Here is a 22,348-nt window from a genome sequence, read left to right on the forward strand (position 1 = left end):
CTTAGATATCGGAAGAGTGAGAGCCGAGGACGGCTAGCTGAAGAAGAAAAGTATTGAATAATGGGTTGCCATATCCCGTCCCTGACGACTGATTATGCAATATTAAATAAATGATGTAGAATTGCATAAACCTATTAATTCATTAAATAATCTGTATATTGCAATTGTTGGCAAAATACCATTAATACCCACTTGGTATGGTATTTGCATATAAATTAATTAATCACGAATAAGGGTGGAGTGATACATGGAGAATGCAAAATTAAGACGTTCGTTAACAGTATTTCCTTTAGTGCTATTTGGATTGGCTTATATGGCACCTACAACAGTTTTTTCTACATATGGGGTTGTTGCGGAGATAACGAAAGGGATGGTACCTGCTGCCTATATCATAGCTTTGGCTGGTATGTTGTTTACAGCCTATAGCTATGGTCAAATGGTCAAGGCCTACCCTGTTGCCGGTTCTGCATATACATTTACTCAAAAGGCTCTTAATCCTCACCTTGGGTTCTTAGTGGGCTGGGTTATCCTATTGGACTATTTATTTTTGCCAATGATCAATGGATTACTGATCGCCATTTACTTAAACGCATATTTTCCATCCGTTCCTTTTTTCTTCTGGTTAATTGCCTTTGTCATTTTAATCACCACTGTAAATATAATTGGAGTGAAAATAGCAACAAAAATAAATGTTTTATTAGTTGCCTGTCAATTTCTTATAATAGTAATATTTTCATTCCTCTCGATTAAAGGGTTACTTAACGGAATGGGTTCAGGAACATTATTCATGAGTTCTCCATTTGTGAACGGAGATATACCACTATCTTTAGTATTAGCGGGTTCATCTGTTTTATGTTTATCTTTTTTAGGATTTGATGCTGTTACCACATTTTCAGAGGAGACCATTAATCCGAAAAAAATAATACCAAAAGCCATTTTCCTCGTCGCGTTAATAGGGGGAGGTCTGTTTGTCACCATCTCATACATCAGTCACCTTGTTTACCCAAATTTCCAAGCTTTTAAAGATTCGGATTCCGCTTCCTTGGAAATTGCCATGTACATAGGGGGTAATTTATTTCAATCTATTTTTCTAGCAGGATATATTACCGGAGGGCTGGCATCTGGTTTATCAGCTCATGCAAGTGTTTCGCGACTTTTGTATGCGATGGGGAGAGATGGAGTTCTTCCAAAGAAAATATTTGGTCACATTCATCCAAAATTTCAAACTCCAACACACAACATCATCTTAGTGGGTATATTTGCTTTATCTGCTTTATTTGTTGATTTAGTGACAGCATCATCCTTTATTAACTTTGGGGCGCTTGTTGCCTTTACTTTTGTTAATCTTTCGGTTATTTCCCATTATTATATTAGAGAAAAACAGCGAAACGGAATGAACACACTAAAATACCTCATATTGCCGCTGATTGGTACTGGTTTCACAATTTGGTTATGGACTAGCCTTGATTCAAAGGCACTTTTACTCGGACTGGGATGGTTTGGAATTGGTTTCATCATGCTGCTTTCAAATACGAAATTGTTTAGTGAGCGGCCGCCTGAGCTTTCTATTGATAATGCGATAGAAAAAGAAATTCAGGCATAAAAGCTATATTCATCAAGGAGGATAAAAATGGTAAGTGCAGACATCATTCTTTCTGGTCAACATGTTTTTACTGGGTTACAAGATGAGCCAATAAAAGCAGCTATCGCCATTAAAGATAATAAAATTATTAAAATCGGTTCTAAAGAAGATATAATGTCATTCCTTGGAGATGAAACAAAAGTGTATGACATGGAAGATGGACTAATTATACCGGGTTTTCATGACTTTCATATGCACATTATGATGGGAAGCATTTTACAGAAGGATAGTGCCAAATTATTTGATGCAGCTTCAGAAGAAGATGCAGCCAAAATAGTAGGTGAATTTGCAGAAACGAGACCAAATGATGAGTGGATATTTGGCGTCGGCTGGGATCATACCAATTGGAAGAACAAAGTGCTGCCACATAGAACAACGCTAGATAAATATATTAGTGATCGCCCTGTTTTATTATTCAATGCAGAAGTGCATTACGCATGGATCAATAGTAAAGCAATGGAAATGATTCAATTAACGAAGGATACCCCAGATCCGGAATATGGGGAAATTGGAAAAGATGAAAATGGGGAACTGACAGGCCTTCTATTTGAACAGGCAATTGGCTATGCATCAGAACATGCATATAAATTACCGAAAGATAAACGTGTAAGCCTATTCCAAGGTTTTCTTAATGAAACGAAAAGATTGGGAATCACATCCGTTAATGATTTATATGGAGCTAAAATTGCGCCAAATCCATTAGACGATCTTGAAATTTTCAAGGAATTTGAGAGAGAAGGGTTACTTACAACCAGAATTCACTTTTCGCCGGAGTTAAAAATTGATTTAGCTGCCGCAAAGGAATTACAAACAAATTATCATTCAGACAAGCTCACCTTTTCTGGATTAAAACAATTTATAGATGGTGTTGTGACAAGTCATACTGCTTTTTTATTGGATCCTTACAAAGACCGTCCAGATACAAAAGGCGGAACAACTTATCCAGCTGAAACAATTAAACAATTAGTAAAAAAGGCAGATAAGGAAAATTTCCAAATTCGTTTCCATGCTATTGGTAACGGTGCAGTCCGCTTAGCTTTGGATGCATTTGAAGAAGCGAGAAACGTAAATGGACAAAGAGATGCTAGACATGTCATTGAACATGTGGAGGTATTGCATCCGGATGATGTTCATCGCTTTAAGGAATTAGATGTAATCGCTTCCTTTCAACCTAAACATATTGAATTAATGGAAAGTGAGGCATACACAGCCAGAATCAGTGAAAAACAACAACCTCTCTATTATCCTATCAAAACACTAGTGGATACTGGTGCTAAAATTGCCTTTGGTACAGATTTTCCTGTAGTACCCTTAAATCCCATGATGGGTATTTATCAGGCAATCACCAGAAAAGATTTAACCGGGAAGGCGTGGCAAGAGTCGGAAGGAATAACATTAGCTGAAGCGCTAAAATATTACACGGCTACACCGGCATTCGGGTCTTTCAGAGATAAAGAATTAGGCACCTTGGAAGCAGGGAAGATAGCGGATATCGCAGTATTAAATAAAAATTTATTTAGCCTATCAACAGAGGAAATTCTTGAAACAGAAGTGAAGATGACGATTATGGATGGAAAGGTCGTATATGAAAACCAGGTCGTCCAAAAGGTATAAGATAAAAAAATATTAAAAGGTAGGTAGTGAGAAAATGTCAAAAGTAAAAGTTGGTCTTATTCAAATTCATTGCGGAGAATTCATTGAGCAAAATATCCAAAAAACGATAGAGAAAATAAAAGAAACAGTAAATAAAGGGGCACAAATCGTTTGCTTACAGGAATTATTTTCTTCGCAATATTTTCCGCAAACGGTCAGTGTGAAAAATTATGATTTAGCTGAAGATGTAAATAGCGGTACATTAGCCGAAATGGGTGAATTAGCAAAGGAATTAGCAATTGTCTTGATTGTCCCTTTTTACGAAAGAGCAGGTGCTGGAATTTATTTTAATAGTGCAGCTGTATTTGATGCAGACGGAGAATGTTTAGGGATTACAAGAAAAAATCATATTCCGGATGGTCCCCAGTATCATGAAAAATATTATTTCGTTCCAGGCAATACAGGCTATCCTGTCTATGAAACGGCTTATGGAAAAATAGGAGTCGGGATTTGTTGGGACGAGTGGTATCCAGAAGTTGCCCGAATTTTGAGCTTACAAGGTGCAGAGATATTATTCTATCCTTCCGCTATTGGTTCAGAGCCAGATCATCCCGAGATATCGACAAGATCATCCTGGGAAAAGGCAATTTCCGCTCATGGCATTTCTAATGGTGTATTCGTTGCTGCGACAAATCGAGTGGGCCAGGAAAAGGACATGAATTTTTACGGCGGTTCATTCATTAGCGATACATTCGGGAATATTCTAGCTTCACTTGATGAAGAAGAAGGAATTATTGTGCAAGAAATTGATTTAAATGAAATAGAAGAAACTAGAAAAATTCTTCAATTCTTTAGAGACCGTCGTGTCGATACATACGGCCCTATATTACAAAAAGAAATACTCCCAACCCCATCCCCTTCAAAAAAGGGAACAAACAAAGCGCTGTTTAGTTAATCATCTAAGAAATGGCAGGTGGAATTACCTGCTCAGACTGTAGACAAATGATTGAGTTTGCCGAATTTGTTATTTTCGACTCCGGGCACTCGCATACCGCGGGCTATCCCCAAGGCGTCCTTTGCTCCTGTGGGTTCTCCCTTGGAAGCGCTAAATTTTAGGTGGAGTTATTAGTGTTATAACTGAAAACACAGGTGTACCTGGTGTGCTTGCAGCAGTTACAAATAATTACTGACTGCATTGCTTAGATAATCTATAGTTCAAAAGAAAAAAACCAATTTTCCTTTATGGAGAGTTGGTTTTTTATGCTGTTCAAATGGCCGTTAATGTAACAGTATTCTATTTCTTGGTTTAAAGAAATAACGTGTGAATTAGCTTTTGATCGGAGCTGTCGCTAAGGCGGCTTTTCCTTTATAGGACGGTTAGCAAAGAACAATATGGGAAATACTAAAAGAATGAAAATCTTACCGAATTTTCAGAAAAATACATTGACGGGAAATTACAGTTGTTATATATTATTAATAAGTTAAATTTATTGTTATATAACAGAAGGAGGAGTCAAGATGATGAATATTCAGGATAAAGCCTATGAAAGTTATTTAAAGATTTGTGAAAGGTATGAAATCGAGTCGATAAACTTCGACCGCTTCATCAAAAACTTAACTAAAGATCAGTTGGATGAATACAGTAAATTAGCCGTTTAAATGAAAGGACGTGATTGCACAAGATGGATCTCCCGGTTGATGTAGATGTAGAAGCCAGTTAGAAACCCCACCAGTTGCTATTGGGAACAGGTGGGGTTTTGTTATGTGTTTTAAAATCCAGACTGTAATCGATCAAAAAAGAAGCTACCGGAGAAGGTCTTCTCCGGCAGTTTCTTTTAACTTCCCCGATACACTTGATAGCCCCATGGGGAAACGAGCAGTGGCACATGATAATGAGAGGATGGGGAAGATAGTCCGAAACGGACGGGTACCTGGTCCAAAAAGGGCGGATCAGGAAGCTCGATGGACTTATTCCGGAAGTAATCCCCGATATGAAAAATGATTTCGTAGTTTCCCATTTTAGTGTTTTCTGCGTTCAGCAGCGGGGCATCGAGCCTCCCGTCTGTATTTGTGACCGCTGAGTGGAGCAGCTGCCAGTCAGCGGTTGATGATTCAGAAAAGTATAATTCAATCGTCACGTTTTCGGCCGGCTGGCCATGCATTAAATCCAATATATGTGTTGTTATACCAGGCATAAATACTCCTTAACCGATGTTTTCTTCAGCAGCAGCCAGGATTTTATTATTTTCGAGATTTTCTTTTTTAACGGTGAAGACCTGAAATCCATATGGCGGGCGCGGCTCTGTATATACTTTTCCTTTGGATTCCGGGATTTCGGAAACGACTGTATCCCATGTGTGGTTTTGGGATTCGAATGTAACTTCAAGAAGCTGAGGGAATCTGGTTAAAATACGGCAGCCGATTTCATAAATCAGATTTTGGATCGAAGGAGTCTCCATTTCATGGAAAACGGATGTAGCAATATCGATTACCTGTTCAGCAGCCACGTATTTAGAAGGATCCACACCGAATGCGTCCTTTTGATCCTCATAGACCCAGTGGAGATTCAAATAGATGAAAAGCGGTCGATTTCCATCTTCGGGAAGCGTCGTATACTCATCACGGACAAAACCGACAAAAGAGTTCCCGCTTACTTTGATTAATTGGAGGTCATGGATGGAACTGCTTTGCTGAACGATTTCGCTGCCGTTTTCCCTACGGATGATTTCGACGGCTGCCTTGGCCCGTTCGTTGCGGGACTTTTTGAATACAAGGTCACTCGGTTTCAATTGAAGATCCGTCGCTTCAGTCACAGCTTCGAAAGGGATATCCTCGGCAATCAATTTAACCGTATCGATTTGAGGATATTTGTTAAGGAAGGCTTCTGACACATATGAAGCAAATCCTTCTAATGTTGCTCCTTTGAATGTGGCTAAATGCCGTTGGATGAAGTTTTTCATCGAATCTGTCGCGACGACCATGGAATTGTCTCCTTCCGTGAAGGAGGTAAGAAAAGAGGAGCCGCCAACGGAAACTTTTACATTGGTGCCAAAAATGATATGATCTCTGCCTGAAAAAGTGGATTCTGGTATTTGTTTGATTCCGGTTAAAGGCTTTGAATAGGTCCTATAGGCAAAAACATTTCCTTTTCCATAACTTAGTGTTTGTGCGGCTGATTTATTTTTCATTGAATTCTCTCCTTCGATTTTGATTTTATCCTGTAAACGAAATAGGGCAATTTTATGAATTTCAGATAGTGCCTTATCGAACTCTATTGTTTCTGAATGGTGAATCCTTGTTTTCATCGATTGATATATGTCATTTTTATCTTTGCCGCGTACAGCCAGGATAAATGGAAAGCCGAATTTATTCATATATTGCCGGTTCAATGATATGAAACTTTCATATTCTTCGGCAGTAAGGTCCTTTAAACCGGCGCCATGCTGTTCCTTAGTCGAATCATCACTCATTTCAACTTTGTCCCCTAGGTTCGGGTGCTTCTTGATTAATGTTAACTTTTCTTCATTTGACGAATTGCTTACAATGTCCACCATGCATTGATGCAGATTGATAATGGATGAAAATGGTCTATTGGCTGCCGCCTTTTCTGCAATCCAAGGTGAATGTTCGAAAGTATCACCAAGGAACATCGTGAACTCCTTTTCGCTAATTGCATTTAGTGACTTAATAGTAATCATTCTAAGGGCTCCTTTTTAAATGCTTTTTGCCATGAACTGATCTGCATCCGCGATGGTTCTATCTGCCGCCTTTTTCTTTCGGGGAGTCAAGATCAGATTCAGGATGATGGCTGTCAGGCTTCCTGTGATGATTCCATCACCGACAACGATACGGATAGTTTCCGGCAGGCTTGAGAATAACTCGGGAACGACGGTTGCGCCCAGTCCGAGTGAGACTGAACAAGCAATGACCAATAAATTAGCATTATCCGAGAAATCGACGTCATTCAACATTTTAATTCCTGATGAAACGACCATTCCGAACATGACGACGGTAGCACCTCCGAGAACGGCAGTGGGAATCAGTGTAGCGAGTGCTGCGATTTTCGGTACAAGTCCAAGCCCGATTAAAATGAAGCCGGCTACAATGGTGATTGTTCTTTTTTTTACACCGGATAATTGTACGAGGCCTACATTCTGGGCGAATGTACTATAAGGAAAGGCATTGAAAATCCCGCCTAAAGTGAAGGCAAGGCCTTCTGCCCGGTAGCCCTTGACAATATCTTTTTCACTCAATTCCCTGCCGGTTATTTTTCCGAGAGCAAGGAATGCGCCAGTGGATTCGACAAGGATGACTGTGCCAACCAACATCATCGTAAGTATGGGTGCTATTTCAAAGCTGGGTGTACCGAAGTACAAAGGAGCGGGGATATGGAACCAAGAAGCCTCGGCAACGGTGGAAAAGTCCATCTTCCCAAAAAACGTTGAAGCGATCGTTCCTGCTATGATGCCAATCAGAACGGAAATGGAGCGAATGAATCCAGTGAAGCAGCGATTGATTAACAGAATAACGGCGAGGACTCCTAAAGAAAGCATCAAGTTCTCAGCTGAGCCAAAGTCTTTGCTGCCGGAACCGCCAGCCATATTCTTTATGCCGGTGGGCACTAAGGATAATCCAATGATGATGACGACGGTACCGGTCACGACAGGCGGGAATAATTTAAGCAGTTTACCAAAGATGTTGGAGAAAAAAATGATGAATAATCCAGCGGCTATGATTGATCCATAGATAGCGGAAATGCCATAATTGCTGCCGATGGATATCATGGGGGTGACTGCGACGAAAGAAGTTCCCAAAACTATCGGGAGGCCAATTCCAAAGTATTTATTTTTCCAGGATTGCAATAATGTAGCGATCCCGCAGGTCAATAGATCAATGGCAATAAGGTAGGCTAACTGTTGAGAATTGAATCCCAATGCCCCCCCGACGATGATCGGCACCAATATGGCACCAGCATACATGGCAAGAACGTGCTGAAGACCTAACGAGAAGGCCTTGGACTTATTAATTCTGTCATTCATAAAAAAACTCCCTTCTACAATAGCATGTCATTTTATATCACGTGATTCTGTTATGATTAATATCATAATAAAAAATCAGAAAATTGTCATTAGTTAGATTAGACAATTTTTGGTTGTGGATATAGACAACTTGCATAAAGTGATGGGAGGCTTTTGTTTTATATTTTAAGTAAGGATTTAATGCGAAGGGCAAGCCGTATCTGGAGTGTGGTCTCCGAATCTTTCAGGCTCTTGCCGAGCAGCTCCTCGCATTTCTCGAGTCTGTATACAACTGTGTTTCGGTGTACGAATAACCTTTTGGCAGTTTCGGATATTTGACAATGAGTTTCGAGATAGACGGATAATGTCTGTAATAAGGATTGCTCCTCCTCAGTGAAAACCTTTGAAAATCCCTGTAGTGCATAATGGTGAAAATTCATGAGGTCTTCTTCGGGGATGATCCTCAATAATTCCATAATATCCTTCGTTCGGAATATATGGATGTATTCGGTCCTTTTCGAAAGACCTCCTTCGAGAAGGGAGTCGTTCGCTTCTTTGTAAGAATTCTTGGTCTGTAAAAAACTCTGGCTCAAATGGCTCACTCCGAAAGAAATCGTGCAGCCGAACTGGCTGGCTGTTATCCTTTGCAATGATTTTAGCGAGGTTTCGACAGTTTGGAGAACGTCAGAGACTTCATTCACTTCATATAAAAGAATGCATTTCTTGCCTTTGGTAAAGAGATGAATGGGATTGGGTGATAGGTAAAGTTCATCTTCCAAAAACTCGTATATCGAATCAGCCCGTCGCTGCAGCTGTGTGTAACTTATGTCCGAATCGGATTCATCGATCTTTCCGACTGCGCATATATAGGTTTTTTCATTGTGTAAGGAAAACTCCTTTGCCCGATTTATGATTTCCTCTTGTGAAGAGAAACTGCCATCGAGAAAATGAAGGAAGAAATCATTTCGGATATTCCGATCATGCTGTTTAAGGGCGTGTTCTTTCATCAGGGCAAAAGAAATGACATTAGTTGCCTGTTCTATCGTCAATGTTATGAGGTTATCGCTAGTCTTAATTTCTCCCGATATCGTCAAATAACCAAATTTTTCTTCATTCATATAGATGGGGAAGACGGTATAGGGCTGTTTATTGGAAAGGGATGAAAATGAAAAGAAAGGTGTTTTGGTTTTGTGGAATCGGAATCCCGCTTCGCTCATTTTTTTGATTATTGGAATAATTCCAGGTGTTGAGATTGGTTGGAATATCGGTTTTAGGTACTGGTCAACTAATAAGATGGGGTATCCAATCATATCCGATAAATGATCAAGCAGCTTTTGAATTCCTTTGCCGCGCATGATTAAGTTTGTGAATTGTTTATGTGTTTCCATGGCAAAAGTCAATTCCGCTGCACGTTGATCCAAAATCCCCCGTAATGTATGGTTGATGATTTCCCCGAGTGACAATTCGGCCGGGAGTTCAATGATTGGAAAGGATAAATCATTGGCAAGAACCAGTGCCTCCTCAGGTATTTCCTTTAGGTACCTCCTTGTCTTTATTCCCAGGGCTGCGCAGCCTTGGTTTGCCATCGCTTCGACGAGTGATGACAAGAGATGCGGCTTGTCCTTTATGTGATAAGCCGTCGTTACAAGGAATTCATTTGGTTTTAAAAAGTTGATGATATCCGGAGCGTCCATCATATTGACTGTGAGGACTTCCCGTTCGATCCCTGCTCCTCCGGCAATTAAATGCATGCCGGTTAATGCTGGCAATGTTAAAAGTTCGGCTACCTTCATCTGAAACACCTCATTTTGGAAAATTAGAGTATTGAGTGTAAGTTTATAAATACAGGGGAAATGAATCGGTTTTAAATTAGCGCATGTTGCTGATATTAGTTTGAATCCCTCCGTTTACTAACGTGCTTTGCGGATTTTCATTATCATATCATACAAACACTTTGGCATATCCTACAAATTTCATTGTTTGGATTATCGGATAAATAAAAAAGCATTTTTATGTTAGGTTTTATAACATCTTTGGTGACATATTATTTTAATTTTGTTAATATTTATAAAAAATAACGTGAGGATAAGGGAGACGATAAAATGAGTGAAGGCACAGTTGCTTCCAGTAAGAAAAAAAGAGTAACGCCGTTTCCGAAAGAATGCACATTCAGCAAAGGGGACTGGGATGTATTATCGCAATATTGGTTTCCTGTGGCGGCAGTCGAGGAAATATCGGAAAAACCGATAGGCATTAAACTTCTGGATGTGCATCTTGTCCTTTATCGGGCCAATGGGAAGATTATCGTTGCGAGGGACCTTTGTCTGCATCGTGGTGTGCCATTAAGCATGGGCTGGGTGGATGGTGATGATATCGTATGCCCTTACCACGGTTTTAGATATGGCCCGGAAGGGAATTGTACGGGGATACCTGCACATCCCGACGCTAAAATATCCCCGCGTCTTTGCATTAATATTTATCCCGCGGTTGAGCGCTACGGCTTGATTTGGACCTCGATTGCGAGCGATAAAGAGGATATTCCAAAGTTGCCGGCCTGGGATGATAAGGCATATTTGAACATCCTGCCGCCATCCATAGACATTGCCGGTTCAGCCGGTCGGCAGATGGAAGGTTTTTTGGATGTGTCCCACTTTGCTTGGGTTCATTCGGAAAGCTTCGCTGATCGTAACAATCCTATCGTTCCTAGTTATAAGGTGGAAAAAACGGAATATGGCCTGCATGTGGAATACTTAAGTTCCGTCAGTAATTACGGAAAAGGCATGCGGCATTTAGAACCTGCCCACTTTGAGTGGCTGCGTGTTTTTGATATCTATCCACCGCTGGCGGCCAGGCTTACTGTCCATTTCCCGGAGGATGGGAAACTTCACATCTTGAACTGTGCCAGTCCGGTTTCGGCACGAAAGACAAGAATGTTTTCACCGATGGCCCGTAACTTTGATTTAGATGCCCCGGTTGAAGATACTTATGAATTCAACTTGCAGATTTTCAATGAAGATAAGGAAATGGTGGAAAATCAAAAGCCGGAGGAGCTGCCTCTTGATTTGCAAGCGGAAGCGCATATCGCGGCAGATAAGACGTCGATCGCTTATCGTCAGCTATTGAGGGAATTGGGCTTAGGCTCGAATTATACAAGTTGATAAAAAGAGGGTGTCCGGTTTAATGGGCGCCCTCTTCTTTTGTTGGCTTGTTTTCAGTTGGTTATTTTGCACAAAAAAACACCGAAATACTAACAGAATTGTCAATGAAGTTAAATGTGAAAGCAAGTAAAATAATAGATAACATAAATTTGTGAATATTCATAACATGAATGGATATTGAGAAGGGAAGCGATGTGATGGGCATTCAAATCGAAAAAATCATAAATGAAAAGGATGATGTTGCGTCGATGATAGAATGGTTGGCATCTTTCGGGGCAACGGAGAGTAATGGGGTGACCCGGTTATTATATTCCAAGGAATGGATGAGCGCTCAGCAGGCAATGAAAGCTGAGATGGAAAAAGAAAACCTCAGTACATATTTTGATAGTGTAGGCAACTTGTTTGGCAGGCTTGAGGGAAGGGATCTCTCCGGTGGAATCATTCTGACCGGTTCCCATATAGACACGGTCAAGGATGGGGGGAAATATGATGGCGCATATGGGGTCATCGCTAGTTTCCTGGCAGTTAAGAGGTTGTATAAAGCCTATGGGGCGCCGCGAAAGACGATTGAAGTCGTTTCCTTTTGTGAGGAGGAAGGAAGCAGATTTCCCTTAACGTTTTGGGGGTCGAGGAATATTAAAGGAGTCTATGGTCTTGAGCATGTCAGGGATTTAAAAGATACAGAAGGAATTCCTTTTTTGGAAGCCATGAAAAAGTCAGGGTTTGAACCTGAAGCCTATAAAACCCCGGTCCGCGATGATATTGACCGGTTCGTCGAAATTCATATAGAACAGGGGATGGTGCTTGAAAAGAATGAGAATGCAATTGGGGTCGTCAGCCATATTGTCGGGCAGCGCCGTTATACGGTTAAAATCATGGGTGAGAGTGATCATGCGGGCACCACTCCCATGTCATACAGGAAGGATGCTGTCGGTTTTGCTTCGGAATTCATTTCTTTTTTAACGAAAAAAGCGATGGGTATGGACCCGGGTTTAGTTGCGACTGTTGGGAGAATGGATGTTAAACCTAATGTTCCGAATGTCATTGCTGGTGAAGTGGAGCTCAGTCTCGATATCAGGCATCACGAGGAAGAGGTTCTTGAAAGGTTTTGTAAGGAAATTTTTTCGACTTTCGATTCCTTGGCAAAGAAAGCTGAAATGAAGCTGGAGGTTTCACAATGGATGGATGTCAAACCGGTTGCGATGGATCGGGAAATGAATGGCCTTGTCCGAAAGGTAGCTGAAGATAAAAAAATACCATACCAAGATATGGTCAGCGGAGCCGGCCATGATGCACAAGTATTTGGTTCGTTTTGTCCGACTTGCTTGCTGTTCGTTCCAAGTAAGGGGGGGATCAGCCATTCGCCTAAGGAGTTTACGAGTGTTGTGGATATGGAAAAGGGAATCGACGTTTTAAGTGAAATACTATATAAATTAGCCTATTAAAGGGGTTGGGGAAAATGGCATATTCAGAATTGAATGCACCGATGAGAACGATCATGACACCAGGACCGGTCGAAGTGGATCCGCGTGTTTTAAGGGCGATGAGCACACCGATATTAGGGCAATTCGATCCTGCATTCACTACAATCATGAATGAAGTGATGGAAATGCTGCGTTTGGTTTTTCAAACGAAAAATAAATGGGCATTCCCTATCGATGGCACCTCAAGATCGGGTAATGAAGCGATTCTATGCAGCATCATTGAGCCGGGAGATAAGGTTCTGGTTCCCATATTCGGTAGATTCGGTCATTTGTTGGTCGAAATCTGTGAGCGATACGGAGCTGAAGTCCATACGATGGAATGTCCTTGGGGAGAGGTGTTCGAACCGCAAGCTGTCATCGCGGAAATCAAGAAAGTCTCCCCAAAAATAACAGCAATCGTTCATGGGGAAACTTCCACAGGTTGTATGCAGCCTTTGAAGGAAATCGGGTTGGCCTGCCGAGAATTGGGTGTCCTGCTTGTGGTGGATGCGGTTGCCTCGATCGGGGGCACCGATGTTAAGGTGGATGAATGGTGTATTGATGGGTTGATAGGAGGGACACAAAAATGCTTGTCCGTTCCTTCAGGTATGGCACCGATTACGTATAATGAGAGAATAGAAGAAATCATCCAGTCCCGTAAAAAGGTGGAACGTGGTATTGCGACGGATGAAGATAACCAAAAGGTTTCGCTCCGCCGTCCGATCACCAGTAATTATTTCGATTTAAGCATGCTGCAGGATTATTGGGGACCGCGCCGCTTGAATCACCATACAGAAGCGACCTCCATGATTTATGCGTTACGTGAAGGGTTGCGCCTTGTGCTTGAAGAAGGTCTGGAAACGCGCTTTGCCCGTCATGAACTCCACGAAGCTGCTCTCGTTGAAGGGATCAAGGCAATGGGGCTGACGTTATTCGGGGATGGGAAAAACAAACTTCCGTGTGTAACTTGCATCGAAATTCCAAACGGAATCGACGGTGAAGCTGTAAGAGCCATGCTGTTGAATGAATTTGGTATCGAAATCGCTTCCTCGTTTGGTCCGCTTCACGGCAAAATCTGGAGGATCGGGACCATGGGATTCAGTTGCAGGAAAGAAAACATCCTCTTTGTATTGGCCTCCTTGGAAGCTGTCCTTTTGCGCCAGGGGTTCCAAGTTAATCGGGGAGAGGCTTTGCAGGCTGCACTGGATGTGTATGTGGGAAAGACGGAGAAAGTGGCTGCATCAAGGGGATCTCTTTGATTATAAAACTATTTTGGGGGAGTGGTCCATATGTCAATATATGATCTTATTATCCGCAATGGATATGTAGTTTTTCCTGATGGAGTGAAGAAAGCAGATCTTGCCATCCAGGATGGGATGATTGTTAAGATTGGGGATATCCTGGATGGCACTGGTTATGCAGAGTATGAAGCGGATGGCCAGCATATCTTTCCTGGTATGATTGATGTCCATGTGCATTTTAGCGAACCTGGCCGCGCTCATTGGGAGGGCTTTGAAACAGGATCGCAAATGATGGCAGCGGGAGGCTGCACCACATATTTCGATATGCCATTGAATGGAATCCCTTCAACGATTGATCGAAAGGCCCTCCTTGAAAAGGGCAATCTCGGTGAGATGAAGTCGGTTATAGACTTTGGATTATGGGGAGGACTGGTCCCGGGAAATATCGATGATTTAGAGGATCTCGCCAAATCCGGAGTCATCGGATTTAAGGCATTTCTATCAGCGACGGGAAATGAGGAGTTTGAACGGGCAGATGATTTCACCCTTTTACATGGAATGAAGAAAATAGCGGAATTGGGAAAGGTTTTGGCCCTTCATGCGGAAAGTGATCCGATCACTCAGTGGTTCAAGCGGGAAAAAGAGAAGGATGGACTATTCAGTGCGAATGATTATGCAGCTACAAGACCTGTGCAAGCGGAAGCGGAGGCTGTGGAGCGTGCCATTACATATGCAGAGTTAACGGGCTGTCCGCTGCACTTTGTCCATATTAGCAGTAGTTTGGCCATCGAAAAAATTGAATCGGCCAAACAGAAGGGGCTGGATGTGACGGTCGAGACGTGTCCGCATTATTTATTATTCAATCAGGATGATTTAATAGAAAAAGGCGCGGTTGCAAAATGTGCTCCCCCACTAAGGGAAAGGGAAGAACAAGAAAGATTGATTACCCGTTTAATGGAAGGGAAATTCGATATGATTTCTTCCGACCACTCACCATGCCCTTTTGAGCTGAAAGATCCTGCCATACATAATATTTTTGAAGCGTGGGGCGGAATAAGCGGGGGGCAATTTTCGTTGATGTCGATGATTGAGTTGGCTGTTTTACATGGTATCCCGCTTCATAAGGTCGCTGAGTGGACAGCTTCAGCCCCGGCAAAAAGGTTCGGTCTCTCCTCTAGAAAAGGACAAATCGAGGTAGGGAAGGATGCAGACCTTGCCATCGTTTCCCTTAATGGTACGCATGAAGTTTCGGAAACGAATTTTTTCGCGAAACATAAACAAAGCGTTTATATGGGCCATACCTTTCCTTGCCAAATCACGGCTACCATGAATAGAGGGAAAATAGTTTACGAGACTGATGTAATCAGTGAAAGGGAGCGTGGGGAGTGGCTAAAAGTGATAGATTCCAGTATTCCGGCCAATAGCTAGGAAGAAGGGTTTTAAAATAAGGGAGGGGGATTCCAAATCGGGAATCCCCTTTTTATTAGCTCAACGTATGTATCATGGGCAAAACGAGGGGAAAATAAACCGGACAAGTTGATTGCTCGTCCGGTTCCAAGTGTTACTTATTCAACTTGGTCGACGAAATATTGACTTTTCCTGTATACCATCGCTTCCATGGTTGCAATCAATTCCCTTTCATTTGACACGTCTATTTTATACCAGGCCAGTTTATGGTTTTTCTTTATTTCTTCCGCTCTGGCAGTTAAAGTCTCACCCCGTTTGCCAGCTGATAAGAAGTTGATGTTGTTTGAAACGCCAACCGCAATTTTGCCATATGAATTACTGGCTGCGGCGAACACGTAATCAGCGAGTGAAAAGATGATGGCACCGTGAACCGTTCCATGGCTATTTAGCATGTGGTCACTTGGAATCAATTCTGCTTCAGCTGTCCCGGGGCCGAGTTTCGTCAATTTCATCCCTAGAAAAGAAGCGTATGGTTCGTCGACCAGTACTTGTTTGATTTGATCGTAATGCAATTCGTGAATATCCTGATCTAAATGTGTGGTCATGGAAATCCTCCTTCTTAATGGTCTTTTGCTGAACTTATCCCATATCCGGTGTTTGATTTGAACAGTACCTCAGCAAAACCGTTTTCTTCATCTTTTGCTTTTGACAGTATTGTACCTAAATAAGCTCCAATAAAGCCGAGCGGTACGGTGAAAATGGTCGGGTTGCTCATCGAGAAGAGGGGATCACCAGTGAAAATTCCCATCCCAGGTTCCGGATTCCATACATTGGGACTGAGCATGACCAGTATGATGGAGCTGAGTAACCCGAATGACATTCCGGTGATCGCTCCGGTTGCGTTGAAGCGTTTCCAATATATTGGGCAAAGAATGATCGGTAAATTGGCACTGGCAGCAATTCCAAGCGCAAGGACTGAAAGAAAAGCGACATTCATTGATTGAGCAAATAAAGCAAGTAAAATCGAAATGACCGCTACTCCGACAGAAGCCATTCGGGCAACAAGTATTTGCTGTTTTTCCGTAATATTTCCTTCCTTGATGATTTCACCGTATATATCATGTGCAAAAGCCGATGCCGACGTTAAAACAAGGCCGGATACAACCGCTAAAATCGTGGCAAATGCCACAGCAGAAACGAATGCGAATAAAAATTCCCCGCCCATGGTTAATGCAAGAAGGGGCGCGGCCATGTTTCCAGCCGAGTTTGCTTCGATGATCCGCTCAAACCCGACGAAAGATGCAGCGCCGAAACCAAGGAAAATCGTCATGATGAAAAATACCCCTATAAACCATGTGGAATATACGACGGATTTCCTTGCAGTAGCTGCGTCCTTTACTGTAAAGAAGCGGACGAGTAAATGCGGAAGGCCTGCTGCTCCAAGGACAAGCGACATATTAAATGAAATCATGTCGAGTCCATCGGTGTATTTATTTCCTGGATTCAAAAATTCCTTTCCGAGCGGTGTTGCAGTTTGTACATGTTGGAACATCTCTGAAATGTTGAAATTAAAACGGGAAAAAACGATGAACGTCAATACAGCGGAACCGCCTAGCAATAGAACCGCCTTCGTGATCTGCACCCAGCTTGTCGCTCTCATCCCGCCGAAAATCACATAAATCGTCATCAGTACACCGACAAGAAGAACTGATAGCCAATAATCGATGCCGAGCAAGAGTTTAATTAATCCTCCTGCACCTACAAGTTGGGCAATCATGTAAAAGATTGAAATGACAAGTGTGTTAGCAGCAGCTATCCCTCGCACTTTTTTTGATTTGAAGCGTGCTGAAATCATGTCTGCCAGCGTAAACTTACCTAGATTGCGAAGTGGTTCCGATACAAGATACAATAAGACAAGAAAGGCAACAAGGTTCCCGATGCTCATATAAAAGCCATCAAAACCAATCAGTGCGATTGCACCCGTAATTCCAAGGAAGGATGCGGCTGACATAAAGTCACCTGCTACGGCCAATCCATTCTGCCATGCTGTCAATCCGCCGCCGGCCGTATAAAAATCGCTGGCATTTTTTGTCTTCTTAGAAGAGTAATAGGTTATTGTAAGCGTTAACAAGATGATGCCCAAAAAAAGCGTGAGGGATAAAATGCTCATTCGCCAAGCTCCTTCTCATATTTATTCAAGATATTTTTAGCCATCTTGTCGTATTTCTCTGCTTTTTTGATATAGACAATTCCCCCTAACCATACGACAGCGAATTGGAGAAGTGCATATACCCAAGCCCAAGTAATATTAAAAAAAGCTTCACCCTTCAACACTTCGCTATAAGCAGCTAAAATAGGCAGAACAAAATAAAAAGCAAGAAAGAAGAGAGTGACAGGTACGATGAAAGCTTTTTTCTTTTGAAGCAAATACTTGAATTCTTCCGTTTCAATTAATTGACGATACTTATTTCCGTTGTCATGTCCTGATGGTGAATGGCCGTTTTTAGCCTGTGATTCCATAGTAAGCCCCCTTTTTGTGTAGCACGTTTTTAAAACGATTGTTTGATAAAATGATATATCATTGTCTGAAAATTTAGTAAATTAGTATTTTGTCTATTCGGTCATTTTATCTGAATTATAAAAACATTATTGACAACGTAGAAATGACGTATTAATCTTGAAATAAATCATAACAATAATTTAATCTCCGTTTTATTACCGTTATGTATGTTAGATGGGACAATAGTAAAATTGAGGGGGACTGAAACAATGTACAATCCGGAAGTTGAAACGGCTTCGCGTGCTGAAATGGAAAGTTTACAAATGGCACGCCTTAAAAAAACGATTAGCCATGTATATGAAAATGTACCTTATTACAGAGAAAAGTTTAGAGAGATGGGCCTGGAACCAGAAGATATTCAAACTCTAAACGATGTGATAAAGCTTCCATTTACAAAAAAACAGACGCTTCGTGATCAGTATCCATTCGGTTTATTTGCCGTTCCGATGGAGGATGTAACACGCATTCATGGTTCATCCGGAACGAGCGGAAAGCCTACAATTGTCGGGTATACGAAAAATGATTTGGAAAATTGGGCAACAATCGTCGCACGTGGAATTGTAGCTGCAGGAGGCCGCAAGTCAGATATTTTCCATAATGCATATGGATATGGTCTGTTTACAGGGGGCCTGGGCTTGCATTGCGGGGCAGAAAAGCTGGGAGTTGCGACAGTACCCATTTCAGGGGGGAATACCGATAGGCAGATTACGATCATCAATGACTTTAAACCGCGAGGCATTTGCGGAACCCCTACTTATATTTTGAATATCGCTGAAAAGATGGAAGAGATGGGAATTGATCCTGCTGATAATGGGCTTGAGTATGGGATTTTCGGAGCTGAGCCATGGTCGGAGGCAATGAGGGCAACACTGGAGAGGAAACTGAAATTGAAAGCCATCGATATTTACGGATTAAGTGAAATCATGGGGCCGGGAGTTGCGATTGAATGTCATGAAGCACAGGATGGACTGCATATCGCAGAAGACCATTTCCTTGTCGAGGTCATTAACCCGGACACGCTTGAACCGGTTAAGGACGGCGAAGATGGGGAACTTGTCTTTACCAGCCTTACAAAGGAAGCGCTGCCAATCATTCGTTACCGTACAGGTGATATCGCCTCAATTACACATGAACCGTGTAAATGCGGGCGTACGACAACTAGAATGTCCCGTGTTAAGGGCAGAACGGATGATATGATCATAGTCAGGGGAGTGAATGTGTTTCCATCTGAAATAGAGCGTGTGCTATTCCAAATGGAGGGAATTGTGCCACACTATCAGATTCATCTCGTTAAGAAGGGAAATATGGACGGTGTTGAACTGCATATTGAAATTGAAAGCGGTTTCTACAGGGAAATTGAAGAAGACTTAACGCATGGTAATGTAGAGATATTAAGGAAAACGATACAGCATCATTTGAAATCCGCATGTCTTGTAACGATGGATATTGTTGTCAACATCCCAAAAAGCATTCCCCGTTCAGAAGGAAAAGCGATTCGTGTCGTTGATAAGCGGAAGGATGAAGTCATTCGTTTATAAATTCCATGCTCATGAATATGGATGTTGAAACCGGACGATTCCATCGTTCAGTTCTTTCCTGCTAAATTACCGTACGATTGGAATAAATGAGCTGAAGAAATCGAACAAGTAAACGCGATACATAAAGCGGATGCAATCGTGGTTAAATATGGGTTTATCTCTTAATGGAAGAGAAGATGGAGCCAATCATGAAATGGAGAAGGAGGAGGGCCTCTTGTCAAAATATACAGTTGTGGATCAAGAAACTTGCATTGCTTGCGGTGCATGCGGTGCGGCTGCACCTGAAATCTTTGATTACAATGATGAGGGAGTGGCATTTGTCATCCTGGATGAAAATGAAGGAATTGCAGAGGTCGCGGAAGGTTTATTTGATGATCTGGATGATGCAGTGGAGGGCTGTCCGACAGATTCAATCAAAGTGGAAACCTCGCCCTTTAAAGTTTTAGTGGATTAAAAGATTCAAAGAAACCCAGATAATTTCCTTTTATTTCGAAAAAAAACAGAATAGTCTTGCATTAAATATAACAGTAAAATATAATAACGTTATATAAACGTTATATAATAAAAAGAGGTGATTTGGATGAACGTTCTTTTAAATGATATGGCAGGAGAAGAAAAGCTAAATCAATTCATTGCCAGAATAGAAGCGGGAGAAAAGATAGAGGCGGATGATTGGATGCCGGAAGAATACCGGGGCACTTTAATCAAGTTAATATCGATGCATGGAATCAGTGAAATCATGGGGGCGCTTCCAGAAAAGGAATGGGTACCTAAAGCCCCGACCTTAAATAGAAAACTTGGAATCATGGCAAAGGTGCAGGATGAAATGGGGCATGGGCAATTATTGCTTCGAGTCGCCGAGGATTTGCTAAGGCCTTACAGTAAAAAACGGGATGACCTAATGCAAGATTTGTTTAAAGGAGATTTAAAGTTTCATAATGTTTTCCATATGGAAGCCAAATCCTGGGGCGATGCTGGATTGATTGGCTGGCTTGTTGATGGTGCAGCCATCATTTCCCAGACGAACATGCTGGGCGCCTCATACGGACCTTATGCCAGGGCATTACAGAGGATTTGTGCGGAAGAAGTTTTTCACGCCCAGCATGGTGAAGCGATAATCATGGCTTTGGCTGAGGGGACGGAAGAACAAAGGAAATTGGTTCAAGACTCCATCAATTATTGGTGGGAATCTTTATTACTTTTCTTTGGACCTCCCAGTAAGAATGAAGTGGGCACTTCCAAACAGGATATAACGATTAAGTACAGAATCAGAACCAGTACGAATGAACAACTTCGACAAGCCTTTTTTTCTAAATATGTAAAGCGGATCCTTTCACTTGGCTTCAGCATTCCAGATGAAACGCTTAGGTTTGACAAAGCATCCGAAACCTGGATTTACCAACAACCCGATTGGGGGAAATTGAAGGTGTTCGCAAGGAATGAAGGTCCCCGTTCGCAGGATCGCTTAAGTCTTCGAAGAATTTCTTATGAAAATAATAAATGGGTACGTGAGGCATTGGCGCCCAAGGTCATCTAAGGGAGGGGGAAGGACGATATGGAAACTAGGCAAGGGAATTACTTTGAAGAATTTGAAGTGTTTAGCCGTAAAACGCAATCATCACCCGTTCAATATCACTTCAGCCTGCTGGCCCCGAATGAGGATATCGCCATCATGATGGCACAAGAAAACTTCATGAGACGTGAAGCGGTTGATGATATCTGGGTCGTGAAAAGACAGAATATACGGAAAATGACGGCCGAGGAAAAGAAAACGCTTCAACGTATCGATAATAAAGACTACAGGACCACAAAAGGATACGGGTATTTAAAGAAAAAATGGCGGAAGTATGAGCAGGGAATGCTCGATGAAAAAGAGATAATGTCTTGGGCTGGAGGTGTGAAAAATGAAGAATGAATCATTGAAGGGCATCGCAATCAAGGAATTGCTGCTTCAACTGGCTGACGATGACTTCATCCATTCATACCGTGGTGCAGAATGGTTGGGACTTGCACCGCATATCGAGGAAGATGTTGCATCCGCTTCGATATCTCAAGACACGATGGGGCATGCCGCAATATATTATAAATTACTTGAAGAACTCGGTGAAGGGGATGCTGATAAGCTTGCTCATGACCGTCCCGCCAAGGAACGGCGCAATGCAATCATTCTCGAATTGGTCAATGGTCCTGGTTACTATATGAAAGACCCGGATTATGATTGGGCGTTTGCGGTAGTGCGAAATTATTTTTATACCCAAGCCAAAGCGATTAAGGTTCAATCCCTTCATTCAAGTTCATATGAACCGCTTGCTGAAGTGGCACAAAAGGTACAGATGGAACTTTACTATCATTTGATGCACTGGAAAACATGGTTCGTCCAATTGCTGGGATCTGGTCACTTGGAAGCAGTTTCGAGAATGAAAGCGGCAATCGGGAAAACAATGCCCAATTTTGCTGGCGTATTTTCACTTGGACAATATGGAGAGGAAATGGTTGAGCTCGGCTTGATAGAGGGCGAAGCTGTATTACAGAAAAAATGGATCGAGGCCATCACACCAATTTTTGAAAGTGTCGGCTTGGCAACAACGATTCAAATAGGGATGGCAAGAGGTGATGGTCGTAATGGCCAGCATACGGAAGATTTGGAAAAGGCGCTAGAAACGTTAAGCGAAGTATACGCAAGCGATAAAGCAGCTTCATGGTGAATCAATAGAAAGGGGAGGGGTAC

At 42.0% G+C, this 22,348-nt stretch carries 20 protein-coding genes; 13 read left to right on the forward strand and 7 right to left on the reverse strand.

Features of this window, described 5'->3' with window-relative positions; genetic code table 11:
- The first annotated feature begins 247 nt into the window (after positions 1-247).
- The 4 genes from ACQKMF_RS21775 to ACQKMF_RS21790 all read left to right on the forward strand — a co-directional run bounded on the left by ACQKMF_RS21775 (position 248) and on the right by ACQKMF_RS21790 (position 4,894).
- Positions 248-1,603 (forward strand): APC family permease, encoded by a 1,356-nt coding sequence (locus ACQKMF_RS21775; protein WP_427574924.1) that lies wholly within the window; start codon positions 248-250, stop codon positions 1,601-1,603.
- A gap of 27 nt (positions 1,604-1,630) precedes the next feature.
- Positions 1,631-3,256 carry an amidohydrolase gene (locus tag ACQKMF_RS21780; protein WP_427574926.1) on the forward strand — a complete coding sequence of 542 codons (1,626 nt, stop codon included), beginning with the start codon at positions 1,631-1,633 and terminating at the stop codon, positions 3,254-3,256.
- Positions 3,257-3,290: 34 nt separating this feature from the next.
- Positions 3,291-4,190: a carbon-nitrogen hydrolase gene (locus tag ACQKMF_RS21785; protein ID WP_101224287.1), complete on the forward strand. Its 900-nt coding sequence runs from the start codon at positions 3,291-3,293 to the stop codon at positions 4,188-4,190.
- A gap of 563 nt (positions 4,191-4,753) precedes the next feature.
- Entirely contained in the window at positions 4,754-4,894 is a 141-nt protein-coding gene (locus tag ACQKMF_RS21790) for a hypothetical protein (protein WP_157831099.1), read from the forward strand.
- 176 nt (positions 4,895-5,070) lie between these two features.
- On the opposite strand, the gene uraH is transcribed toward ACQKMF_RS21790, so the two are convergent.
- The 4 genes from uraH to ACQKMF_RS21810 form a co-directional block, all read right to left on the reverse strand.
- Positions 5,071-5,430, reverse strand: coding sequence for a hydroxyisourate hydrolase (gene uraH / locus ACQKMF_RS21795; RefSeq protein ID WP_427574929.1), 360 nt, complete (start codon positions 5,428-5,430; stop codon positions 5,071-5,073).
- 9 nt (positions 5,431-5,439) lie between these two features.
- Complete coding sequence (pucL, locus tag ACQKMF_RS21800; RefSeq protein WP_427574931.1) at positions 5,440-6,933, reverse strand: factor-independent urate hydroxylase; 1,494 nt, start codon at positions 6,931-6,933, stop codon at positions 5,440-5,442.
- Between the two features lie 15 nt (positions 6,934-6,948).
- Positions 6,949-8,274, reverse strand: a complete 1,326-nt coding sequence (locus tag ACQKMF_RS21805; RefSeq protein ID WP_427574933.1) for a nucleobase:cation symporter-2 family protein — start codon at positions 8,272-8,274, stop codon at positions 6,949-6,951.
- A 158-nt stretch (positions 8,275-8,432) separates the two neighbouring features.
- Positions 8,433-10,046, reverse strand: coding sequence for a PucR family transcriptional regulator (locus tag ACQKMF_RS21810; protein ID WP_402941032.1), 1,614 nt, complete (start codon positions 10,044-10,046; stop codon positions 8,433-8,435).
- A 309-nt stretch (positions 10,047-10,355) separates the two neighbouring features.
- Here ACQKMF_RS21810 and ACQKMF_RS21815 point away from each other — a divergent pair, with 309 nt between their 5' ends.
- The 4 genes from ACQKMF_RS21815 (at position 10,356) to ACQKMF_RS21830 (ending at position 15,543) form a co-directional block, all read left to right on the forward strand.
- Positions 10,356-11,411 carry a Rieske 2Fe-2S domain-containing protein gene (locus ACQKMF_RS21815; RefSeq protein ID WP_427574936.1) on the forward strand — a complete coding sequence of 352 codons (1,056 nt, stop codon included), beginning with the start codon at positions 10,356-10,358 and terminating at the stop codon, positions 11,409-11,411.
- 197 nt (positions 11,412-11,608) lie between these two features.
- Entirely contained in the window at positions 11,609-12,856 is a 1,248-nt protein-coding gene (allC, locus tag ACQKMF_RS21820; RefSeq protein WP_427574938.1) for an allantoate deiminase, read from the forward strand.
- Between the two features lie 14 nt (positions 12,857-12,870).
- Positions 12,871-14,133, forward strand: coding sequence for a pyridoxal-phosphate-dependent aminotransferase family protein (locus tag ACQKMF_RS21825; protein WP_101224280.1), 1,263 nt, complete (start codon positions 12,871-12,873; stop codon positions 14,131-14,133).
- A 30-nt stretch (positions 14,134-14,163) separates the two neighbouring features.
- A complete protein-coding gene (locus tag ACQKMF_RS21830; RefSeq protein ID WP_402941040.1) occupies positions 14,164-15,543 on the forward strand; it encodes an allantoinase in 1,380 nt (459 codons plus the stop codon).
- A gap of 137 nt (positions 15,544-15,680) precedes the next feature.
- On the opposite strand, the gene ACQKMF_RS21835 is transcribed toward ACQKMF_RS21830, so the two are convergent.
- Genes ACQKMF_RS21835 through ACQKMF_RS21845 form a run of 3 tightly spaced genes read right to left on the reverse strand, consistent with a single transcriptional unit; the run spans position 15,681 to position 18,042 of the window.
- Positions 15,681-16,127 carry a PaaI family thioesterase gene (locus ACQKMF_RS21835; protein ID WP_427574941.1) on the reverse strand — a complete coding sequence of 149 codons (447 nt, stop codon included), beginning with the start codon at positions 16,125-16,127 and terminating at the stop codon, positions 15,681-15,683.
- Positions 16,128-16,141: 14 nt separating this feature from the next.
- A complete protein-coding gene (locus ACQKMF_RS21840; RefSeq protein ID WP_427574943.1) occupies positions 16,142-17,692 on the reverse strand; it encodes a solute symporter family protein in 1,551 nt (516 codons plus the stop codon).
- Positions 17,689-18,042 (reverse strand): DUF485 domain-containing protein, encoded by a 354-nt coding sequence (locus tag ACQKMF_RS21845; protein ID WP_230177268.1) that lies wholly within the window; start codon positions 18,040-18,042, stop codon positions 17,689-17,691. The genes ACQKMF_RS21840 and ACQKMF_RS21845 overlap by 4 nt, the downstream gene beginning before the upstream one ends.
- Positions 18,043-18,291: 249 nt before the next feature.
- Here ACQKMF_RS21845 and ACQKMF_RS21850 point away from each other — a divergent pair, with 249 nt between their 5' ends.
- The 5 genes from ACQKMF_RS21850 (at position 18,292) to paaC (ending at position 22,325) form a co-directional block, all read left to right on the forward strand.
- Entirely contained in the window at positions 18,292-19,620 is a 1,329-nt protein-coding gene (locus ACQKMF_RS21850; protein ID WP_260356840.1) for a phenylacetate--CoA ligase family protein, read from the forward strand.
- Positions 19,621-19,834: 214 nt separating this feature from the next.
- Positions 19,835-20,074 carry a ferredoxin gene (locus tag ACQKMF_RS21855; protein WP_402941047.1) on the forward strand — a complete coding sequence of 80 codons (240 nt, stop codon included), beginning with the start codon at positions 19,835-19,837 and terminating at the stop codon, positions 20,072-20,074.
- Positions 20,075-20,200: 126 nt separating this feature from the next.
- A complete protein-coding gene (gene paaA, locus ACQKMF_RS21860) occupies positions 20,201-21,157 on the forward strand; it encodes a 1,2-phenylacetyl-CoA epoxidase subunit PaaA (RefSeq protein WP_101224274.1) in 957 nt (318 codons plus the stop codon).
- 18 nt (positions 21,158-21,175) lie between these two features.
- On the forward strand, positions 21,176-21,535 hold the full coding sequence (gene paaB, locus ACQKMF_RS21865) for a 1,2-phenylacetyl-CoA epoxidase subunit PaaB (protein ID WP_101224273.1): 360 nt from the start codon (positions 21,176-21,178) through the stop codon (positions 21,533-21,535).
- Positions 21,525-22,325 carry a 1,2-phenylacetyl-CoA epoxidase subunit PaaC gene (gene paaC / locus ACQKMF_RS21870; protein ID WP_427574947.1) on the forward strand — a complete coding sequence of 267 codons (801 nt, stop codon included), beginning with the start codon at positions 21,525-21,527 and terminating at the stop codon, positions 22,323-22,325. Before paaB ends, paaC begins: the two co-directional genes overlap by 11 nt.
- The last annotated feature ends 23 nt before the right edge of the window (positions 22,326-22,348 follow it).

It is taken from the genome of Peribacillus sp. NPDC101480, assembly GCF_050277335.1.
GTDB lineage: Bacteria > Bacillota > Bacilli > Bacillales > DSM-1321 > Peribacillus.

Coding starts and splice junctions, on each gene's coding strand:
- ACQKMF_RS21775 (WP_427574924.1), top strand. CDS start 248: ATGGAGAATGCAAAATTAAGACGTTCGTTAACAGTATTTCCTTTAGTG.
- ACQKMF_RS21780 (WP_427574926.1), top strand. CDS start 1,631: ATGGTAAGTGCAGACATCATTCTTTCTGGTCAACATGTTTTTACTGGG.
- ACQKMF_RS21785 (WP_101224287.1), top strand. CDS start 3,291: ATGTCAAAAGTAAAAGTTGGTCTTATTCAAATTCATTGCGGAGAATTC.
- ACQKMF_RS21790 (WP_157831099.1), top strand. CDS start 4,754: ATGATGAATATTCAGGATAAAGCCTATGAAAGTTATTTAAAGATTTGT.
- uraH (WP_427574929.1), bottom strand. CDS start 5,430: ATGCCTGGTATAACAACACATATATTGGATTTAATGCATGGCCAGCCG.
- pucL (WP_427574931.1), bottom strand. CDS start 6,933: ATGATTACTATTAAGTCACTAAATGCAATTAGCGAAAAGGAGTTCACG.
- ACQKMF_RS21805 (WP_427574933.1), bottom strand. CDS start 8,274: ATGAATGACAGAATTAATAAGTCCAAGGCCTTCTCGTTAGGTCTTCAG.
- ACQKMF_RS21810 (WP_402941032.1), bottom strand. CDS start 10,046: ATGAAGGTAGCCGAACTTTTAACATTGCCAGCATTAACCGGCATGCAT.
- ACQKMF_RS21815 (WP_427574936.1), top strand. CDS start 10,356: ATGAGTGAAGGCACAGTTGCTTCCAGTAAGAAAAAAAGAGTAACGCCG.
- allC (WP_427574938.1), top strand. CDS start 11,609: ATGGGCATTCAAATCGAAAAAATCATAAATGAAAAGGATGATGTTGCG.
- ACQKMF_RS21825 (WP_101224280.1), top strand. CDS start 12,871: ATGGCATATTCAGAATTGAATGCACCGATGAGAACGATCATGACACCA.
- ACQKMF_RS21830 (WP_402941040.1), top strand. CDS start 14,164: ATGTCAATATATGATCTTATTATCCGCAATGGATATGTAGTTTTTCCT.
- ACQKMF_RS21835 (WP_427574941.1), bottom strand. CDS start 16,127: ATGACCACACATTTAGATCAGGATATTCACGAATTGCATTACGATCAA.
- ACQKMF_RS21840 (WP_427574943.1), bottom strand. CDS start 17,692: ATGAGCATTTTATCCCTCACGCTTTTTTTGGGCATCATCTTGTTAACG.
- ACQKMF_RS21845 (WP_230177268.1), bottom strand. CDS start 18,042: ATGGAATCACAGGCTAAAAACGGCCATTCACCATCAGGACATGACAAC.
- ACQKMF_RS21850 (WP_260356840.1), top strand. CDS start 18,292: ATGTACAATCCGGAAGTTGAAACGGCTTCGCGTGCTGAAATGGAAAGT.
- paaA (WP_101224274.1), top strand. CDS start 20,201: ATGAACGTTCTTTTAAATGATATGGCAGGAGAAGAAAAGCTAAATCAA.
- paaB (WP_101224273.1), top strand. CDS start 21,176: ATGGAAACTAGGCAAGGGAATTACTTTGAAGAATTTGAAGTGTTTAGC.
- paaC (WP_427574947.1), top strand. CDS start 21,525: ATGAAGAATGAATCATTGAAGGGCATCGCAATCAAGGAATTGCTGCTT.